The following is a 16,738-nucleotide window of genomic DNA, read 5'->3' as shown; positions in this document are numbered from 1 at the left end:
CCGGGCGCGTTCAGCCCGCGCCGCCGTGGTGCGTCGCCACCATGCCGCGGTGCATCACGCGGTCGCCGTCGACGGCGGAGTGGTCGGCGCGGTGCAGGACGCGGGCGTTGTCCCACATCACGACGTCGCCCGGAGCCCACGCGTGCGCGAGGACGTTGCGCGGCTCGGTCGAGTGCCCGAGGAGGTGCTCCACGACCCGCTCGGTCTCCGCCGGCGACGCACCGGAGACCTCGGCGCACCGCTTCGGGGTCGTGAGGAACACCCCGAGCCGGCCGGTGAGCGGGTGCGGGCGGAGGATCGGGTGCCACGCCTCGGACTCGTCGGCGTCGGCGAGCTCGACGCCCGTCGCGACGTGGAGGATGCTCCGTCCCTCGAGCTGGTCCCGGACGTCGGCCGGGAGCGTCTCGTACGCGCGCTCCTGGTCGGAGAACAGGGTCTCACCGCCGCGCGCGGGGATCCGGACGGCGCGCAGCGCGGTGTAGGCCGGGGGCTCGCGGACGTAGCTCGTGTCCACGTGCCACGTGCTCCTCGGCGGCGTGGTCCGGCCGACGTTGCTGACGACGTTGAGGTCCGGGGCGCCCGGTGCGGACGCCTCGCCCGTGGTGAACGCCAGCGGCCCGAAGCCGCGGAGGAAGGCGACGAACTCCGGGTCCCCCGCGTCGTCCTGGCCCGGGAGGACGAGGACGCCGTGGTCGGCGAGCAGCCCGCGCAGCGCGTCGGTCTCGTCCGGGCCGACGTCGGCCAGGCGCAGTCCGGTCACCCGGGCTCCGAGGGGGTCCAGCGGCTCAACCTGCACGGGGCGTCTCCTTCGTCGTCCGGGTGGGGCCGCCGCCGTGGGCGTGGTCCGCGCGGCGCGTCCGCGCCTGCCGGACGGTCCGGCGGAGCAGCTCCGCCGGGCCGACGCCGGCCGCGCGGGCCATGACGCAGAGCACGCTCTGCTCCGCGAACGAGCAGTAGAGGCTCGCCTCGAGGAACCACGGCCGGCCCTCGGGGTCCACGCGCACGTCGAAGAGGCCGTAGTCGCGGCACCCCAGGGCGACGAACGTGCGGCGGGCGAGCTCGTGGACCGCGGCGACGATCGGGTCGTCGGCGTCGACGATCCAGGCGCTCGCGGCGTCCTTGGCCATCAGGCGCAGATCGCCGTCGGCGTGGCGGACGATCTTGTCCTCCGCGGTGCGCACGTCGGAGACCCGGTACTCCTCGAGCGGCAGGCAGACGAGCGCGCCGTCCTGCTCGAGCACGCCGCAGCGGACCTCGCGACCGAGCGGCACGTAGTCCTCCACGAGCGCGGCACCGGCGTGGTCCAGCGCCCCGGCGAGCGCGGCGTCGAACCCGTCGACGTCGCGGACGAGCGTCACGCCGACCGAGTTGTCGGCGTCGACCGGCTTGACGACGACGGGCGGTGCGATCCCGGGACGGTCGCCCGCGCGGAGCACCTCGCCCCGCGGCACGTCGACCCCCGCCGCCGCGACGACCGCGCGGGCCTTCGCCTTGTCGGCGGTCAGCGCCATGACGTCCGGGCCGTTGCCCGGGTAGGGGATCCCGAGCACGTCGAACAGCCCGCGGTAGACGGTCATGCCCGCGAGGCAGAACATCTGGGGCACCATCACGTCGACCTCGAGCCCCGCGATGCGACGGACGGCGTCGCCCAGCGCGAGCGGCTCGGCGCCGGCGATCGCAGCGGGGGAGAGGTCGTCCGGGAACCGCCACCGGCCGTCCGGCGCGACCCAGGCGACGTGCGACTCGAGATCGGCGCCGGCGATCGCGTCGAGGCAGTCGGCGGCGTACAGGCGCGAGAGATCGGCGTGGAACGCGCTCGTCGGCGAGCCCGCGAGGTGCAGGACGCGCACGCTCAATCCCCCGCCGGCTCCACGAGCTTGCCGATGTTGAAGTCGACCTTCACCCACGGCTTCGCGCGCAGCAGGTTGCCGAGGATCAGCCGCGGGATCTGCAGGTGGTGGACCAGGAGGAACGGCAGCGGGTCGCCCGGGTCGAAGATCGCGTCCTTGCTGCGCAGCACCGTCCGCAGGCGGCCCGCGGCCGTCGCCGGGTGACGGAGCGCCTGCCAGGCCTCGTGGTAGAGCCAGGAGGTGGGGCGGCTCGACGCGGTCGGCAGGACCACGTCGCCGTCGTCCTCGAGGTACGCCCCCGCGACGCCGGGGTGGTCGTAGAACATCGTGATCGCGGAGTGCGTGCGCGGGTTGCACTCGATCGCGCGGGCGACGCCGTCGCGGCCGCGGATGAAGTCGAACGAGGCCTGGCCGGTCAGCCCGAGCGCGCCGACGAACCGCGTCACCCACGCCTCGATCTCGGGGTCGTCCACGTGCTCGTAGTTCAGCTGGAACGCGGAGGAGCGGCAGCAGCAGTGCAGGCGCACCCGGCCGCCCCGCACGGTGCTGTGGGTGCAGAACTCCTCGCCCTCGACGAACTCCTGCAGGATCCACGGGTTGCCGGTGGAGATCGGCAGCGACCGCGCGAACGCCGAGGTCTCCTCGGGCGTCGGCCGGGGCAGCAGGGTCAGGTCCATGCGGCGGACGGGGTCGTAGGCGATGCTCTTCAGCACGTACCGGGTGCCGTCGTCCGGGAAGTCGAACGCCTCGACCTGCCGCGGGTCCGTGATCCGGTGGGTGTCCGGCACGGGGAGCCCGAGCCCCGCCGCGGCGGCCGCGAAGCGGTCCTTGTCGTCGAGCGTCTCGATCGTCGTGGAGTCGACGTGGACGACCTCGCAGTGCGCGTCGAGCGTCCGGCGGGCGAGCGCGTCGTAGAAGCTCGCCTTCGGGCTGCACACGGGGACGTACACGTCGACGTCCTCGTCGCGGACGATCCGCAGGAGCGCCCGCGCATAGTCCTCGGCGTCGGGCTGCGGCACCACGTGGAAGGCATCGACGGCCCGCGAGAAGCGGTGGCCGGTGAGCCGGTAGCGCGACGTCTCGGCGAGGACGACGCGGTGCCCGGCGGCGTGGAACGACCGCGCGAGCTGCAGCGCCTTGGTCATCTTCCCGCCGCTGATGAGGACCGTCCTCCGCGCCGCGCCGGGAGGACCGGCGGGCACGCGTCGCGGGCGGCGCAGCAGCAGCGCCCCGGTGACCGCGGCGTTCAGCGGCAGGACGGCGGTCAGCGCGCCGAGGGCGGCGACGGAGCGCAGCACCGCCCGGGCACGGTCACCGGTGTCCGGCGGGGCCTCCCGCGACGTCACGCCGCCCGCCGGATCAGGGTCAGGCCGTCGCGCACCGGCAGGAGGACCTGCTCGACCCGCGGGTCGGCGGCGACCGCGGCGTTGAAGTCGCGGATCGCGGCGCCGTTCGGCGTCGGCTCGCCGGGGAGGTACGGCTGCCCCTGGAGCAGCGTGTTGTCGACCGCGACCACGCCGTCCGGGGACAGCAGCCCGCGGTCGAGGACCGCGTCGAGGTAGCCGGCGTAGCCCGCCTTGTCGGCGTCGACGAAGACCAGGTCGAAGCGCTCGCCCGCGTCCGCGAGGCGCCCGAGCGTCTCGAGCGCGGGGGCCAGCTCGATCCGCACCTTCGCGCCCGCCGCGGACGCGCCGAGGCACTCCTCTGCGATCGCCGCGGCCCGCGGGTCGACCTCGCAGGCGACGAGCTCCCCGTCGTCCGGGAGCGCCTCGGCCATCGCGAGCGCGGAGTACCCGGTGAACAGCCCGACCTCGAGCACCCGCCGCGCGCCGGTCGCGTGGACGAGGAACCGCAGGACCTGCCCCTCGACGTGGCCGGAGACCATCTCCTGCTCGAGCCCGAGGCCGCCGTCGTGCGTGCCCCAGTCCTCCGCGGCCGTCCGACGGTGGAGCGCCGCGAGCGCCGGCGACTCCGGGCTCGTGCACGCCGCGACGTACGGGTCGAGCCCGGCGGCGAGGTCGCGGGCGCGGACCAGCCCGGCCAGCAGCTCGGCGTCCGGGGGGCCCTCGGCGGTGACCCGCGCCACGAGCGCCTCGAGCTCCGCGGCGAGGATGCCCACCGGCGTGACGGGGCGCGGCGCGCCCGTCGTCGCCTCGGTCTCCGGGGCCACGACGGCGCTCAGCCCACCGCCGGGGCGCCGGCGGAGACGAACATGTCCTCGCCGTCGCCGCCGCGCGGGTGCTCGGCGCAGAGACCGCGGTGCACGGCCAGCGTCGCGGCGAGCTCCTCGGAGGTCGCGTCGTTGACGAAGAAGCACGTGCCGATCGGCTTCGGGACCGCGGCCCGCAGCAGCCCGTCGCGCGTCTGCGTGATCGAGGCCGTGGCCTCGTCGAGCAGCTCGGACGTGAGGTACGGGCTGTCGATCGCGAGGCCCAGCCCGCTCATCAGGCGCAGGACGCGGTCGCGGTCCTCCGGTGTGATGTAGCCACGCTCGGCCGCGAGGGTCGCGGAGAACGCCATGTCGACCGTCACCGCGTGGCCGTGGCGCATCGGCGTCTCGGGCACGAGCTCGAGCGTCGGGCTCCACGTGTGGCCGTAGGCGATGACGCGGTCGAGGTCGATCTCGTGGAGGTTCGGGACCTCGAGGCGCAGCATCGTGTCGATGGCGTCGTACGTGCCCTTCCGCGCGTGCTCGAGCAGCTCGGGCGTGCCGTCGACGTGCCCGAAGCTGGTGCGCAGCAGGTCCTCGCCGTGCGCCTCGAGCAGCTCGAACAGGCCGAGGTCGGCGACGACCGCGATCTTCACGAGTTCGGCCATGCCGTTCCGGACCTGCTCCGTCGGAAGGGTCCTGAGGAACGAGAAGTCGAGGAGCACCTTCGACGACGCGTGGTACGCGCCGAGGCGGTTCTTCATGTGCCCGTGGTTGACGGCGACCTTGATCGCGACGCTCGCGTCGACCAGGCCGATGAGCGTCGTCGGGACGCGGACGTAGGGGGTGGCGCGGCGGTAGCTCGCGCAGGCGAACCCGGCGATGTCGGTGGTCAGCCCGCCGCCGACGACGAGCGGTGCCTCCTTGCGGAGCAGGCCGAACCGGCCGAACTCGTCGACGATGCGCTCGAGGGTGCGAAGCGACTTGGCGGTCTCGTGCTGGCGGATCGGGAACGCGGTCAGCGCGATCCCGTGGTGCTCGAAGTACGCCTCGAACGTCTCGCGGTAGAGGCCGTGCACGGCCTCGTCGACGATCATCAGGCAGCGGCCGGCGTCGCGGTAGTGGTCGGCGATCTCGGTGTTCTCCACCGCGAACGCGCCGTCGACGATCAGCAGGCTGAAGTCGATCCGCTCGTAGCCCTCGACCCGGAACTCGCGATCGGTGGCGGTGTAGCTCGCTTCGACGTTGCTCATGGCAGGCCTCAGGCGACGGGGATCAGGGCGCGGAGGGCGGGGAGGCTCAGTTCGTCGACCCGTCCGTCGGCCGCCTCGAAGTCGTGGCCGGCGGTGTTCGCGTTGGGGAACGCCGCGACGGCGACCGACGCGGCCCGGGCCGACGCGACGCCGCCGACGTTGTCCTCGATCGCGACGCAGCCCGACGCGTCCTCGCCGAGCGTGCTCAGCGCGAAGAGGTACGCCGACTCGTCCGGCTTCGGCCGCTCGACGCTCCCGGCGTCGACCACGAGGTCGAAGTCGGAGCGGTCGACCGTCCCGGCGAGCCCCTGCACGAGCGCGTCGACGTTCTCCGCGGACGTCGTCGTCACGAGCGCGATCTTGTAGCCGGCGTCGCGGCCCTCACGGATGGTCTCGACGACGCCGGCGCGCGGCGAGAGCTCGGCGTCCGCCAGCGCCTCCTGGAAGATCCGCGACTTCGTCGCGTGCACGGCCTCGGCGTCGACGTCCTCGCCGGAGGCCTCGGCCTGCTCGGCGATGCGCTGCTTCCCGCCGTTCTTCTGCAGCAGCTCGACGTACTCGACGCGGCTCCAGTTCCAGTCGAGCCCGTGCTCCTCGAAGGCGCGGTTGAACGCGTCGCGCTGGAGCTCGGAGGTGTCGGCGATCGTGCTGATCGAGCCGAACAGGATGGCGGTCATCGTGGGTCCTTGCGGTCGCGGGGCGGTCGGCGGCGGGGGCCGCCATGGGGATCTGGAGCGCCCCCGGGTGCCGTCGCTACGGGGCGGTGCGGTGTGCCGGTTGCCCTCCTCCGCGGATCCGTCCGACGCCGGCGGACGGGGTCGGACGGGCCCGGGGAGCACGACGATTGCGGGGCGTCGGCGGCGGGCAGAGAGTGCGGTCATGCCGCGCCCGACCGTGACCGCGCACTTCCACGGAGGACCGTTCGACGGCGGCAGCCTGTCGATCGACGAGGACCGCGCGGACGAGCTGGTCGTGCTCAGCGCAGGGCCGGACGGACCGGTGCTGGGCGACCCGGTGGCGGAGGGGGAGGAGCGCGCGGGGCGCGAGCTCTACCGCCTGTCGACCGACGCGAGCGGCTTGGAGGGCGACGTCGAGTACGCCTACGCGGAGCTCCTCGAGGAGGGGTGAGGTCCCGGCCGACGCGGCCCGGCCGGTCGGGCCGCTCCGGGCTCCGGGGTGCCGTCCCGGGGCCGCGATCGCGGCACGGCCCCGGTCGGTCGTGTGCGGTTCGACCGGTGCGCGGTGTGCGCGCCCCACCGGGGTAGGGACCCCGGGCACTTCGGTCGACCGGGGTGTGGTCGGCGCCGGGACGCGCGCTGACGACCACCACCCGCGGGAGAACGATGACGACGGCCGACGAGAAGATCGTGCAGTACCTCAAGGAGGCCCGCGCGAGCGAGCTGGCCCTGGTCCGGGTGCTCCAGTCGCAGATCGCGATGACGCCCGAGGGGCCCTTCCGCTCGGGGCTCGAGCGGCACCTGGGCGAGACGCGGCAGCACGCCTCCCGCGTGCACCGACGGGCGAAGGGCCTGCAGTCCGGGTTCGATCCGGTCGCGCTGGCGATCGGCACGACCGAGGCGGTCGTCGGACAGGCCCTCGCGCTCGCGAAGACCCCGCTGGACCTCCTCCGCGGGAGCGGCGGTGAGGAGAAGGTCCTGAAGAACGCGAAGGACGCCGCCGCGACGGAGGCGCTCGAGATCGCGACGTACACCGCCATCAGGCAGCTGGCCGAGCGCGCCGGCGACGCCGAGACCGCCGAGCTCGCCGAGTCGATCCTGCGCGACGAGCAGCGCATGCTCGACCGGATCCTGGACGAGATCCCGCGACTGACCGACGCCGTGTTCGACGCCGACGTCCGGGGTGCCGGGTCCTACGACGTCGGGGACACCGGGGCCGCGCAGGCGGCGAAGGCCGCCACCACGACGGTGACGCAGGGAGCGGCGAAGGCGAAGGAGACCGCCACGCAGGAAGCGGCGAAGGCCAAGAGCTCCGCCGCCGCGGCGGCCACAGCGGCGAAGGCGAAGACCGAGGAGGCCGCCGATACCGTGAGCGCGGCCGCGCCGGAGCCGACGGAGGACGCGGCCCCGGAGCCGACGACCGGCGACGACGCGCCGGAGCACGACGACACGGACGACAAGCCGTGGGCGAACTACGACGAGCTCGCCGTGCACGAGGTCCGCGCGGTTCTGCTGACCGCGGACGCCGACCTCGTCGACCGCGTCGGCACCTACGAGCGTGCGCACCGGGCCCGCACCGGCGTCCTGACGGCCACGGAGCCGCGGGGCCAGAAGGCCTGAGTCGCGGCCGCGGCGGGCACCGGCGAGGACGCGGTGGGGTAGGCTGGCTGCGAGTCGGTTGGCGTCCGCTCCGGTGAAGACCGGGCGGCGCGTCCGCCGAGGTGTCGTATCCGTTGGGTGGGCCAGGGCGTCGAGTCCAGGTTGCCGGGCGGCCAGTCCCACTACGGCCCGCACCGGGTCGCGATTGGCGCCGCATGGCACAGGACCGACGTTCCGACAGCTCGTATCGCGAGCGAGACGCGATGGATCTCGCACTGATCCGGCTCTACCGGTCGACCCGCGATCCGCGACGGCTCGAGAAGCTGGTCGTGCGGTTCCGGCCGATGGTGCGCCACGTCGCGCAGCAGCACGCCCGGGGCCGCGAGCCGATCGAGGACCTGCTGCAGGTCGGCCTGCTCGCGCTGGTGAAGGCGATCGAGCGGTTCGAGCCGCAGCCCGGAGCGAGCTTCGGCGCGTTCGCGCGGCCCACGATCAGCGGCGAGATCAAACGCCACTTCCGCGATCACACGTGGGACGTCAAGGTGCCGCGATCGGCGCAGGAGCTGCACGTCCGCGTCTCCCGCGCCCGGGCCGAGCACCCGGACGCCACGCGCGAGCAGCTGGCGTCGATCCTCGAGCTGACCGTCCAGCAGATCCAGGACGCCGAGGCGGTCCAGCGGGCGTACAGCGCGGACTCGCTCGACTTCCGGTCGGCGGGCGACGAGGGATCGACCCTCGGCGACCGTCTCGGCACCGTCGAGCGTGGGTACAGGGAGGTCGAGGATCAGGACGAGGTCGAGGACGCGCTGTCGATCCTCGGCCCCCGCGACCGCGAGGTCGTGCAGCTCCGGTACTTCGACGAGCGACTCCAACGCGAGATCGGCACGGAGATCGGGCTGTCCCAGATGCAGATCTCCCGCATCCTCAACCGCTCCCTCATGGACATGGCCGACCACCTCGACACCGACTCCGCGATCGTCGTCGCGGACGACGACGCCGCCCGCTCCGCATGACCGACTCCCGTCCCCGTCCCGCGCTCCTGGCGGCCGTCGTCGCCGCGCTCGACGTCGTGAGCGACCACGTGGTGCTCCTCGACGATCGCGGCCGGGTGGTGCACGTCAACGTCGCATGGCAGCGGTTCTCGCTCGACAACGGCGGCGATCCGACGGAGTGGATCGGCGTCGACTACGTCGCCGCGAGTGCCGTCCCCTGCGACGATCCCGACGCCACGGACCCGATCGCCGAGGGGCTCCGCGCCGTCCTGGACGGACGACGCTCGCGGTTCGAGCACGACTACGACTGCCACGCCCCGGACGAGCTCCGGTGGTTCCGGCTCCTCGCGGTCCGCATGGAGCTCCCCGGGATCGGGGCGATCGTCACGCACACCGACATCACCCCGCAGCGGCTGGCCGAGCGCGCGCTCGAGCACCACGCCACCCACGACGACGTCACCGGGCTCCGCAACCGGGCGAGCCTCGAGCAGCAGATGCGGCAGCTCGTGTTCGAGCGCCGGACGGTCGCTGCGGTCCGCGTCGAGCTCGCCGCCCCCGGCACGTCCGCGGACCTCGTCCCCGACCAGGACCTCGCGAAGGTCGCGATGCTGCTGCGCGAGCTGTTCCCGCCTCCCGCCATCCTCGGCCGGTGGGGGAGCTCCAGGCTGCTCGTCGTCCTCGCGGGCGCACCGGATGGACAGATGGACGACAGCGCGGACATCCTCGACGTGACGCTGGGCTCGATGTACTCCGAGCTGGACGCGGTGGTCCGGTGGCACCGCATCCGCGACGACCGCGACTTCGTCGCGCTGGACAGCAGCGCCGCCCCGACGCACGAGGACCACCCCACGGCGTGAGCGGTGCCGTCCGGGCCCCCGGCCGGTCGGCGGTCGCGGGGCGGACGCCGGGGTCGCGCGCACCCGATGCTCGGTCCCTGCAACCACTGGGCCGGGCCGGACGTACGGGTCTCGTATGACCGCGCGTCCGGAGGATCCGCCCGCCATCGTCCCCGAAGTCCTGCCACGCGAGCGGTCGGAGCGGCAGGCGATCGCCGACGCGATCTCGGCGGCGTACAAGGCGCAGTACGGGCGGGGCCCGGAGAGCATCAAGGTGCACCTGAACCCCGACTCGGTGCTGGCGGTCCTGCGCGGCGGCTTCTCGATCGTCGAGGAGTCGCTGCGGAAGGCGGGCCGGTCCGAGGCGGTCCGCGACCAGCGCCGGGCGTTCGGCGACATGATCGCCCCGACCCTCGGCGTGGCGGTCTCGGAGGTCCTGGGCCGGGAGGTCGTCGCGGTGCTCGCGGACACGTGCCAGGACCCGGACCTCGGCGCGATCGTCCTCGTGCTCGAGCGGCCCTGAGGTCGCCGGGCCGCCCTACGCCCTCCGTCGTGCATCGTCGCCCGGGGAGGCCGGCGTCCGGGACGGTACCCGGACCCGACCGAGCTGCGGCGGCGAGGGGCCGGGCTGGCAGGCGGGGCACCAGAAGGTCCGGCGGTTGTTCTCGCCCGAGCCGCGCTGGACGATCGGGGTGCGGCACCGTGGGCAGGGCCGACCCGCGCGGCCGTAGATCTCCCGGGGACGCAGGTGCGTCCCCAGCCGGCCGCAGCGCTGGATCCGGGGCGCGATCCACTCGACCATCGCCCCGAGCTGCCGATCGGTGACGACGCCGAGGGGCACGAGCGGATTGACGCCCAGGGCCCAGCAGACCTCGACCTTCCAGACGTTGCCCACCCCGGCCATCGTGCGCTGGTCGAGGAACGCGTCGCCCACGGGCCGTTCCGGGTCGTCGTCCCGCAGCCTCCGGACGATGCGGCGCACGTCGACCTCGCGCGCGACGCACAGATCCGGACCGAGCCGGCGCAGGTTCGGGTCCGCGAGGACGGACCGTCGCTCCCGCAGGCGCAGGAAGGGACCGCCGAACTGGGCGACGTCGCGACCGGCACGACGGAGCACCACCCACGCGGCGGCCGGGGGTCGCGTCCATGCCTCCCCGTGCTCGCACACGACCCAGGAGCCGCTCATGCCGAGATGGCTGTGGACGACCAGCGGCCGGTCGAAGGCGATCAGCAGGTGCTTCCCGCGTGCGGCGACCGACGTGACCGTCGCGCCGCGGAGCGCCCGGTCCCATCCGCGCCCCCGCATCCGGGGTCCCGGATGCCAGGCACCCTCGATGGGCGACCCGACCAGGGCGGGCCGGAGCCGGCGCGCCAGGTGGTGGATCGAGTCGCCCTCCGACACGTACCCCGGTACGTGGCGCCCGTGGCGACGGGTTGCGTCGGTCCTGCGGTCGCGCGGCCGCCCGCGTCGGGGTCCGCTCGACGACCGACCCATGGCCGGCCGCGAACCGGGTAGCCGCCGGGACGGCGATCCCGCCACACGACCAGAGGAGCATCCGATGCCCGATCCGAACCCCGATCCCGAGAAGACGGACGGCGGCGTGGACCCGGAGTCCGGTCCGGCCGTCAGCGTCCCCGACGCCGCGAAGCGGTCCGGCGGTGAGGACGAGCAGCCCGGCGAGGCGCAGACCGAGAAGCAGGTCGGCACCGAGAACACCCCCGAGGAGACCCCGCCCGCGTGGTGACGCCTCCGCGCGACGCGGCCCCGTGCCGTTCGGTGCGGGGCGCGATCCGCGGGTAGGGAGCGCCGATGCACGTCGTCGTCCTCGGAGCAACCGGCAACGTCGGGACCGCGCTCGTCCGATCGCTGGTCGCGGAGCCGCAGGTGACCGCGATCACCGGCTTCGCCCGGCGCGCCCCGGAGCACACGTCCCCGGGGGTCACCTGGGTGACGGGCGACGTGCGCGACCACGACCTCGCCGGGCTCTTCGCAGGCGCCGACGCGGTCGTCCACCTGGCGTGGCGGATCCAGCCGTCGCGCCGGCGGGACGTCACGCGGGAGACCGACGTCGGCGGCACGGGACGCGTGCTCGAGGCGGTCGCGGCCGCCGGCGTCCCCGTCCTGGTGCACGCGTCGTCGCTGGCCGCCTACGGCCCGCACCCGGGCGACCCGACGCTCCGGGTCGACGAGGGCTGGCCGACGGTCGGGATCTCGACGTCGTTCTACTCGCGCGAGAAGGTCGCCGCGGAGCGCCTCCTCGACGTCTTCGAGCGCCGGCACCCCGAGGTGCGTCTCGTGCGCCTGCGCCCGGCGCTGATCTTCCAGCGGTCCGCCGCCCAGGAGATCCGCCGCTACTTCCTCGGCCCGTTCTGGCCGAGCGCGCTGGTCCGCCCGGGCCGCATCCCAGTGGCGCCGCTCCCGCCCGCGCTGCGGTTCCAGGCGGTCCACGCCGACGACGTCGCCGAGGCCTACCGCCTGGTGCTGCTCGACGCGGACGCCCGCGGGGCGTACAACGTCGCGACGGAGCCGGTGCTGACGCCGCGTCGGATCGCCCGGGTGCTCGGAGGGCCGCGCGGCGTGCCGGTCCCCGTCCCGGCGAGGGCGCTGCGCCTGCTCGCGAAGGCGACGTGGCTCGGTCGCGCGCAGCCGACGCCGCCGGGCTGGCTGGACCTCGCGATGGACTCGCCGCTGCTCTCGACCGACCGCATCCGCGGCCTGGGCTGGGCGCCCGTCCACGATGGACCGGAGGTCCTGCTCGAGCTGCTCGAGGGCCTCCGCGACCGCGCCGGCGGCGACACCCCGCCGCTCCATCCCGACGCCGGAGGGCCGTGGCGGACCGGCGAGGTGCGCTCCGGCGTTGGCGGCGGCGCCTGATCCCGACCGGGGGTGCGGTCGCGGCGGCGTGGGTACGGACCCGCGGTGACCGACGCCCTCGACGAGCTCGCCCGCGACACCCTCGGCATCGAGGAGCTGCTCCCGGAGCAACGCACCGCCATCGCCGCGGTCGTCGAAGGGCGGGACGCGCTCGTCGTGATGGCGACCGGGTCGGGCAAGTCCGCCATCTACCAGCTGTCGGGACTGCAGCTCGACGGGCCGACGGTCGTGGTCTCGCCGCTGATCGCACTGCAGCAGGACCAGGTCGCCGGTCTGAACGACCGCTCGGGCGACGACGACCTGGCGGTGACGCTGAACTCGCAGATGGGCGCGCCGGCCCGCCGGGACGCCCTCGAGCGTCTCGCCGACGGCCGTGCCCGCTTCGTCCTCCTGGCCCCCGAGCAGCTGACGAACCCGGACGTCCTCGAGGACCTCGCGGCGACGTCGCCGGCGCTGCTGGTCGTCGACGAGGCGCACTGCATCTCCGAGTGGGGCCACGACTTCCGGCCCGACTACCTGCGGCTCGGAGGCGCCCGGACGCTCCTGTCCGGGGCGAGGACGGGGCCGTTGCCCGTCCTCGCCCTCACCGCCACCGCGGCGCCGCCCGTCCGCGACGAGATCGCGTCCCGGCTCGGCATGGAGGACCCGGAGGTCGTGATCGGCGCCTTCGACCGTCCGGAGCTCTGGCTCGAGGTCCGCCGGTACGAGGACGAGCGCGCCAAGGACGAGGCGCTGCTCGACGAGCTCGTGGCGAGCACGGGCTCCGGCCTCGTCTACGTCGCGACGCGGAAGGGCGCCGAGGAGCTGGCGGAGGCGCTGCGGGACCGCGAGGTCGATGCACGGCACTACCACGGCGGGATGCCGTCCGCCGAGCGCGAGGAGGTCCTCGCTGCGTTCCTCGCGGACGGCGTCCGCGTCGTCGTGGCGACCATCGCGTTCGGGATGGGCGTCGACAAGCCCGACGTCCGCTTCGTCCTCCACGACGCGCCGTCCGCGTCGCTCGACGCCTACCTGCAGGAGATCGGGCGTGCCGGTCGCGACGGCGAGCCCGCCTCCGCAGTGCTGTTCTACCGGCCCCAGGACCTCGGGCTTCGGCGCTTCCAGGCGGGGGCGGGGCAGGTCGACGGCGACCAGATCGAACGCGTGGCGACGGTCGTCGGGGCGCTCGGGGACGCGGTCGACCCGGTCCGCCTGGCGGACGAGATCGACCTGACCGCCTCGAAGGTCACGACCGCGGTGAGTCGCCTGGAGGACGCGGGCGCCGTCGAGGTGCTCCCCGACGGACGGGTCGCGCCGCTCGCCCCGCCCGACGATCTCGAGGAGGCGGTCGGGACCGCGGAGGAGGCCGGGCGCCACCGGCAGGCCTACGAGGAGTCGCGGATCGCGATGGTCCGGACCTACGCGGAGACGCGCGACTGCCGGCGCGCGGTCCTGCTCTCGTACTTCGGCGACGACTTCGCGGGCCCGTGCGGCGCGTGCGACAACTGCGCCGAGGGCCGGACCGCGACGCAGGACGACGAACACCGGCCGTTCGCGGTCGGGGCCACCGTCCGGCACGAGGAGTGGGGCCCGGGGGTCGTGCAGCGCTACGGCGACGGGCGGATGACCGTGCTGTTCCAGGACGCGGGCTACCGGACCCTGGGCGTCGACCTGGTGGTCGAGCGCGGGATCCTCACCGCGGCGGACTGACCCCGGGGGTCCGGCGGCGCTCAGCCGAGCCCGTCGGCCCCCTCGCGGGCGCCCTTCCCGCGTTCGAAGAAGTCCCAGACCTCGATCAGGTTGCCCGCCGGATCGCGGACGTAGAGCGAGCGGTCGCCGCCGTCGTGCTCCTCGGGACCCTCGACCTCCAGTCCCATCTCCTCGGTGAGCCGCCGGTGGATCGCGTCGAGGCGGTTCGGGGTGGCCGACATCGCGAAGTGCACGTGCCGGCCACCCTGGTCGCCGAACTCCTTGCGGCCCGGGCTCCAGAGCCCCAGGCGCGTGCGCTCGCCGACCTTCAGCCACCGCCGGTCGCGTTCCTCGCTGAGCACCTCGAGGTCGAACGCCCGGACGTAGAACCGCTCCAGCGCCTCGGGGTCGTCGGACTCGAGGGTCAGCTCGACGACGTCGTTCACGTCCATGAGCGGTCGTGCCGGCAGCGGCGTCGGGAGGCGGGGCGGGGCATGCAGGTGCACTACCCGCTGCGTCGCCCCGGACCCGCCCCGCGAGCCCGCGCGACGTGGGCCGGAGCTCCCGGCGGTCCTCGGCGCTCCCGGCGCGACGTCGGTCCGCGTGTGCGTCCACCGGCGGCGCACCGGGCAGCTCCTTCGGGGGCGCCCGACCCGGTGCTAGCGTTGCGCGAGGAGGGTCCTCAGGGCACCGGCGGCTCGTGCGCGGCCGGCACCGGGGCGGCCCCCGAACGCCGAGGGCCCCGCGCCGGGGTTCGTCCGCCCGGACGAGTACCGGCCGATCGACTTCTGGTCCACCCGCGCCAGCGACCGGAGGCCCCATGACCGACCACGAACGCCGACCCGCCGCGGTCGATGCCGAGCTCCGACGGGCGACGGTCAGCGCGCTCACGAACCTGCGGGACGCCCTCGACGCGACCCGTCGGCGCCTCGACGACGAGGTGCGCCGCCTCGCCGACCGCCGACCGACCGCGGCCGGCGACGGGCCCGACGATCCTCCGGCGCGGCCCGACCCGGCCGGTGGGGACGGTCGCAGGACGTGACGGTCCGCCGTCGGAGCACCGACGCCGACGCCGGGGACTCGACACGCCCGACCCCGGCGGGCTACTTTTTGCCGAGGAGGGCAACCAGCGAGGTTCGGCGCCGTGTCGTCGAGGATCGCGCGGTCTGACTTCCGGTCCATGACGTCGTCGCGACCGGAGTCCGCATGCCCGCATCGGAGAAGCCCAGCACACCACCCGACCGACCCCTCCGCCCGAGGTCCCCGGTACCAGCGCCACAGCACACCCAGACGAAGCGCGGCGACGTCCTGACCGCGATCTCCGACGGCCTGGTCGCCCTGCAGAAGGAGTTCTACGGGAAGGGACCGACGCAGGCGAAGTCGTACTACGAGGACGACCTCGTGGTCTGCATCCTCCGCGGCGGGTTCACCCGCGTCGAGGAGACGCTCCTGAACGGCGGCCGGGGCGAGGCGGTCCTTCGGCAGCGGCGCGAGTTCCAGGCGATGATGCGCGACCGGTACGAGGCCGTCGTGGAGCACGCCACCGGACGGCCGGTGATCGCCTTCATGAGCGGGAGCCAGCAGGATCCGGACATGCTGTGCGAGGTCTTCGTGCTGGGGGCCCCGCAGGACCGCGGGGCGGACCGGCCGTGAACGACGCAGGACGGTCCGGTCCTCGACGCACGGCATGACCCGGACGACCGGCGTCCGGACGGGCCGACGATGAACGCGCGACGGCCGCACCCCGACCGCGGGGACGTCCTGACGGCGGTCTCCGACGGCCTCGTCGGGCTGCTGAAGGAGTTCTACGGTCGCGGTCCGACGCGCGTGCGGAGCTACTACGCGGACGACCTCGTCGTCTGCATCCTCCGCGGCGGCTTCACCCGTGTCGAGGCGACGTTGCTCGAGGCCGGCCACGGCGCGGCCGTGATCGAGCAGCGGATGGCGTTCCAGGAGCTCCTGCGCCGGCGGTTCGAACAGGTCGTCGAGGACGCGACGGGCCGTCCCGTGGTCGGCTTCATGTCCGGCAACCACCAGGATCCGGACATGATGTGCGAGGTGTTCGTGCTCGGGTCGGCAGGCGACCCGGAACCCGTGGACGACCACGGGGACTGACGACGGTGCACCCGCTCCGCGGGCGTCGGGTCGGCGGACCGGGTGCAACCGACCGGCCCCCCGCGTCGTACTCTCCGGTGATCGGGCTCGGCGACGAGCCCGGACGCACGAGTCGCAGGGATCTCACCAGGGAGCTCCGGGAGGCGTGAGGCAGGACCGCCGGCGGGCATCGCCCGCCGACAGGAGGCCCCGAACCCGAACGCGAAGGATCCACTGTGCCCCTCGACGACCCGCGCGCCGGACGTCCCGCCGCCCCGGCGACCCGCCTCGCGAACCGGGACGGACCCGCCCCGGACGATCGGCACGCCGGAGGCCTCGACGTCCGCGGCGCCGACGGGCTGCGCGCCCGCGCCGACCTGATCCTCGCGGACCTCCGGGCGATCACGCACGGCGTCCACGTCGGTGGACCGGTGGACGTCGATCGGGTCGAGGTCCTCACGGGCGCGCTGCGCGATCTCCAGTCCCAGGTCGCCGGCGCCACGCGGCGCCGCCTCGACGGTGCGGACGTACCGGAGCTCCACCGAGCCCGCCGGAGCATCTCCGACGCCCTGTTCCTGACGCTCGACCTCATCGAACGCCTGGAGGGGCGCTGAACGCGCACACTACGGGCCGTGAGGCCGATCGGATGTCTTCGGCCCGATCGGCGATCCGGTGTTTCGGACGGTCGGAACGGGGAACAGGTGTATAGCGCTGCCGATCAGGTCGCCTCCCGCCCCCGCCTCGA

Annotated in this window: 20 protein-coding genes; 12 read left to right on the top strand and 8 right to left on the bottom strand. The window is 74.4% G+C overall.

What is annotated here, in order from left to right; all coding sequences use genetic code 11:
• Positions 1–10: 10 nt before the first annotated feature.
• From PATMI_RS0121610 to PATMI_RS0121585, 6 genes are read right to left on the bottom strand one after another with little or no spacing between them, the layout of a single operon-like run.
• A complete protein-coding gene (locus PATMI_RS0121610; protein WP_036726253.1) occupies positions 11–796 on the bottom strand; it encodes a TauD/TfdA dioxygenase family protein in 786 nt (261 codons plus the stop codon).
• Entirely contained in the window at positions 786–1,850 is a 1,065-nt protein-coding gene (locus PATMI_RS32240) for a D-alanine--D-alanine ligase family protein (RefSeq protein WP_211241771.1), read from the bottom strand. The genes PATMI_RS0121610 and PATMI_RS32240 overlap by 11 nt, the downstream gene beginning before the upstream one ends.
• Before the next feature lie 2 nt (positions 1,851–1,852).
• Positions 1,853–3,148 (bottom strand): ATP-grasp domain-containing protein, encoded by a 1,296-nt coding sequence (locus tag PATMI_RS0121600; protein WP_084270410.1) that lies wholly within the window; start codon positions 3,146–3,148, stop codon positions 1,853–1,855.
• Positions 3,149–3,192: 44 nt separating this feature from the next.
• Positions 3,193–4,020 carry an O-methyltransferase gene (locus PATMI_RS0121595; protein ID WP_051472126.1) on the bottom strand — a complete coding sequence of 276 codons (828 nt, stop codon included), beginning with the start codon at positions 4,018–4,020 and terminating at the stop codon, positions 3,193–3,195.
• A gap of 8 nt (positions 4,021–4,028) precedes the next feature.
• Positions 4,029–5,252: a sedoheptulose 7-phosphate cyclase gene (locus PATMI_RS0121590; RefSeq protein WP_026912413.1), complete on the bottom strand. Its 1,224-nt coding sequence runs from the start codon at positions 5,250–5,252 to the stop codon at positions 4,029–4,031.
• 8 nt (positions 5,253–5,260) lie between these two features.
• Positions 5,261–5,929, bottom strand: coding sequence for an HAD-IA family hydrolase (locus PATMI_RS0121585; RefSeq protein WP_026912412.1), 669 nt, complete (start codon positions 5,927–5,929; stop codon positions 5,261–5,263).
• A gap of 202 nt (positions 5,930–6,131) precedes the next feature.
• Here PATMI_RS0121585 and PATMI_RS0121580 point away from each other — a divergent pair, with 202 nt between their 5' ends.
• The 5 genes from PATMI_RS0121580 to PATMI_RS0121560 all read left to right on the top strand — a co-directional run bounded on the left by PATMI_RS0121580 (position 6,132) and on the right by PATMI_RS0121560 (position 9,879).
• Complete coding sequence (locus PATMI_RS0121580) at positions 6,132–6,380, top strand: hypothetical protein (RefSeq protein ID WP_026912411.1); 249 nt, start codon at positions 6,132–6,134, stop codon at positions 6,378–6,380.
• 215 nt (positions 6,381–6,595) lie between these two features.
• Positions 6,596–7,549 (top strand): YciE/YciF ferroxidase family protein, encoded by a 954-nt coding sequence (locus PATMI_RS35250; RefSeq protein WP_051472125.1) that lies wholly within the window; start codon positions 6,596–6,598, stop codon positions 7,547–7,549.
• A 242-nt stretch (positions 7,550–7,791) separates the two neighbouring features.
• Positions 7,792–8,541 carry a sigma-70 family RNA polymerase sigma factor gene (locus PATMI_RS32230; protein ID WP_051472124.1) on the top strand — a complete coding sequence of 250 codons (750 nt, stop codon included), beginning with the start codon at positions 7,792–7,794 and terminating at the stop codon, positions 8,539–8,541.
• Positions 8,538–9,377 (top strand): GGDEF domain-containing protein, encoded by an 840-nt coding sequence (locus PATMI_RS32225; protein WP_036726249.1) that lies wholly within the window; start codon positions 8,538–8,540, stop codon positions 9,375–9,377. The genes PATMI_RS32230 and PATMI_RS32225 overlap by 4 nt, the downstream gene beginning before the upstream one ends.
• 115 nt (positions 9,378–9,492) lie before the next feature.
• A complete protein-coding gene (locus PATMI_RS0121560) occupies positions 9,493–9,879 on the top strand; it encodes a Na-translocating system protein MpsC family protein (RefSeq protein ID WP_026912410.1) in 387 nt (128 codons plus the stop codon).
• Between the two features lie 15 nt (positions 9,880–9,894).
• Here PATMI_RS0121560 and PATMI_RS32220 read toward each other — a convergent pair whose 3' ends face one another.
• The gene (locus PATMI_RS32220; RefSeq protein WP_084270142.1) at positions 9,895–10,851 is read right to left on the bottom strand and encodes a DNA-formamidopyrimidine glycosylase family protein; all 957 of its coding nucleotides are present in this window, start codon (positions 10,849–10,851) and stop codon (positions 9,895–9,897) included.
• A gap of 64 nt (positions 10,852–10,915) precedes the next feature.
• Between PATMI_RS32220 and PATMI_RS0121550 the strand changes: the two genes are divergently transcribed.
• From PATMI_RS0121550 to PATMI_RS0121540, 3 genes are all read left to right on the top strand, one after another.
• A complete protein-coding gene (locus PATMI_RS0121550; protein WP_026912409.1) occupies positions 10,916–11,101 on the top strand; it encodes a hypothetical protein in 186 nt (61 codons plus the stop codon).
• A 65-nt stretch (positions 11,102–11,166) separates the two neighbouring features.
• Complete coding sequence (locus PATMI_RS0121545; RefSeq protein ID WP_026912408.1) at positions 11,167–12,231, top strand: NAD-dependent epimerase/dehydratase family protein; 1,065 nt, start codon at positions 11,167–11,169, stop codon at positions 12,229–12,231.
• Positions 12,232–12,276: 45 nt separating this feature from the next.
• Positions 12,277–13,920: a RecQ family ATP-dependent DNA helicase gene (locus PATMI_RS0121540; RefSeq protein ID WP_026912407.1), complete on the top strand. Its 1,644-nt coding sequence runs from the start codon at positions 12,277–12,279 to the stop codon at positions 13,918–13,920.
• A gap of 20 nt (positions 13,921–13,940) precedes the next feature.
• Here PATMI_RS0121540 and PATMI_RS35245 read toward each other — a convergent pair whose 3' ends face one another.
• Positions 13,941–14,351 carry a VOC family protein gene (locus PATMI_RS35245; RefSeq protein ID WP_051472122.1) on the bottom strand — a complete coding sequence of 137 codons (411 nt, stop codon included), beginning with the start codon at positions 14,349–14,351 and terminating at the stop codon, positions 13,941–13,943.
• Positions 14,352–14,719: 368 nt separating this feature from the next.
• Here PATMI_RS35245 and PATMI_RS0121525 point away from each other — a divergent pair, with 368 nt between their 5' ends.
• From PATMI_RS0121525 to PATMI_RS0121510, 4 genes are all read left to right on the top strand, one after another.
• A complete protein-coding gene (locus PATMI_RS0121525) occupies positions 14,720–14,941 on the top strand; it encodes a hypothetical protein (protein ID WP_026912406.1) in 222 nt (73 codons plus the stop codon).
• Between the two features lie 164 nt (positions 14,942–15,105).
• A complete protein-coding gene (locus tag PATMI_RS0121520; protein ID WP_026912405.1) occupies positions 15,106–15,552 on the top strand; it encodes a Na-translocating system protein MpsC family protein in 447 nt (148 codons plus the stop codon).
• A gap of 69 nt (positions 15,553–15,621) precedes the next feature.
• Positions 15,622–16,014, top strand: coding sequence for a Na-translocating system protein MpsC family protein (locus tag PATMI_RS35240; protein ID WP_051472121.1), 393 nt, complete (start codon positions 15,622–15,624; stop codon positions 16,012–16,014).
• A gap of 215 nt (positions 16,015–16,229) precedes the next feature.
• Positions 16,230–16,607, top strand: a complete 378-nt coding sequence (locus tag PATMI_RS0121510; RefSeq protein ID WP_026912404.1) for a hypothetical protein — start codon at positions 16,230–16,232, stop codon at positions 16,605–16,607.
• The last annotated feature ends 131 nt before the right edge of the window (positions 16,608–16,738 follow it).

Source organism: Patulibacter minatonensis DSM 18081 (genome assembly GCF_000519325.1).
GTDB classification, from domain to species: domain Bacteria; phylum Actinomycetota; class Thermoleophilia; order Solirubrobacterales; family Solirubrobacteraceae; genus Patulibacter; species Patulibacter minatonensis.
The sequence above is the reverse complement of the archived record's forward strand: the minus strand, read 5'-3'. Positions and strand labels throughout refer to the sequence as shown.

Excerpts from the sequence above, each read along its gene's own strand:
- PATMI_RS0121590 (WP_026912413.1), bottom strand. The coding sequence starts at position 5,252 with ATGAGCAACGTCGAAGCGAGCTACACCGCCACCGATCGCGAGTTCCGG.
- PATMI_RS0121585 (WP_026912412.1), bottom strand. The coding sequence starts at position 5,929 with ATGACCGCCATCCTGTTCGGCTCGATCAGCACGATCGCCGACACCTCC.
- PATMI_RS0121580 (WP_026912411.1), top strand. The coding sequence starts at position 6,132 with ATGCCGCGCCCGACCGTGACCGCGCACTTCCACGGAGGACCGTTCGAC.
- PATMI_RS35250 (WP_051472125.1), top strand. The coding sequence starts at position 6,596 with ATGACGACGGCCGACGAGAAGATCGTGCAGTACCTCAAGGAGGCCCGC.
- PATMI_RS32230 (WP_051472124.1), top strand. The coding sequence starts at position 7,792 with ATGGATCTCGCACTGATCCGGCTCTACCGGTCGACCCGCGATCCGCGA.
- PATMI_RS32225 (WP_036726249.1), top strand. The coding sequence starts at position 8,538 with ATGACCGACTCCCGTCCCCGTCCCGCGCTCCTGGCGGCCGTCGTCGCC.
- PATMI_RS0121560 (WP_026912410.1), top strand. The coding sequence starts at position 9,493 with ATGACCGCGCGTCCGGAGGATCCGCCCGCCATCGTCCCCGAAGTCCTG.
- PATMI_RS32220 (WP_084270142.1), bottom strand. The coding sequence starts at position 10,851 with ATGGGTCGGTCGTCGAGCGGACCCCGACGCGGGCGGCCGCGCGACCGC.
- PATMI_RS0121550 (WP_026912409.1), top strand. The coding sequence starts at position 10,916 with ATGCCCGATCCGAACCCCGATCCCGAGAAGACGGACGGCGGCGTGGAC.
- PATMI_RS0121545 (WP_026912408.1), top strand. The coding sequence starts at position 11,167 with ATGCACGTCGTCGTCCTCGGAGCAACCGGCAACGTCGGGACCGCGCTC.
- PATMI_RS35245 (WP_051472122.1), bottom strand. The coding sequence starts at position 14,351 with ATGGACGTGAACGACGTCGTCGAGCTGACCCTCGAGTCCGACGACCCC.
- PATMI_RS0121525 (WP_026912406.1), top strand. The coding sequence starts at position 14,720 with ATGACCGACCACGAACGCCGACCCGCCGCGGTCGATGCCGAGCTCCGA.
- PATMI_RS0121520 (WP_026912405.1), top strand. The coding sequence starts at position 15,106 with ATGCCCGCATCGGAGAAGCCCAGCACACCACCCGACCGACCCCTCCGC.
- PATMI_RS35240 (WP_051472121.1), top strand. The coding sequence starts at position 15,622 with ATGAACGCGCGACGGCCGCACCCCGACCGCGGGGACGTCCTGACGGCG.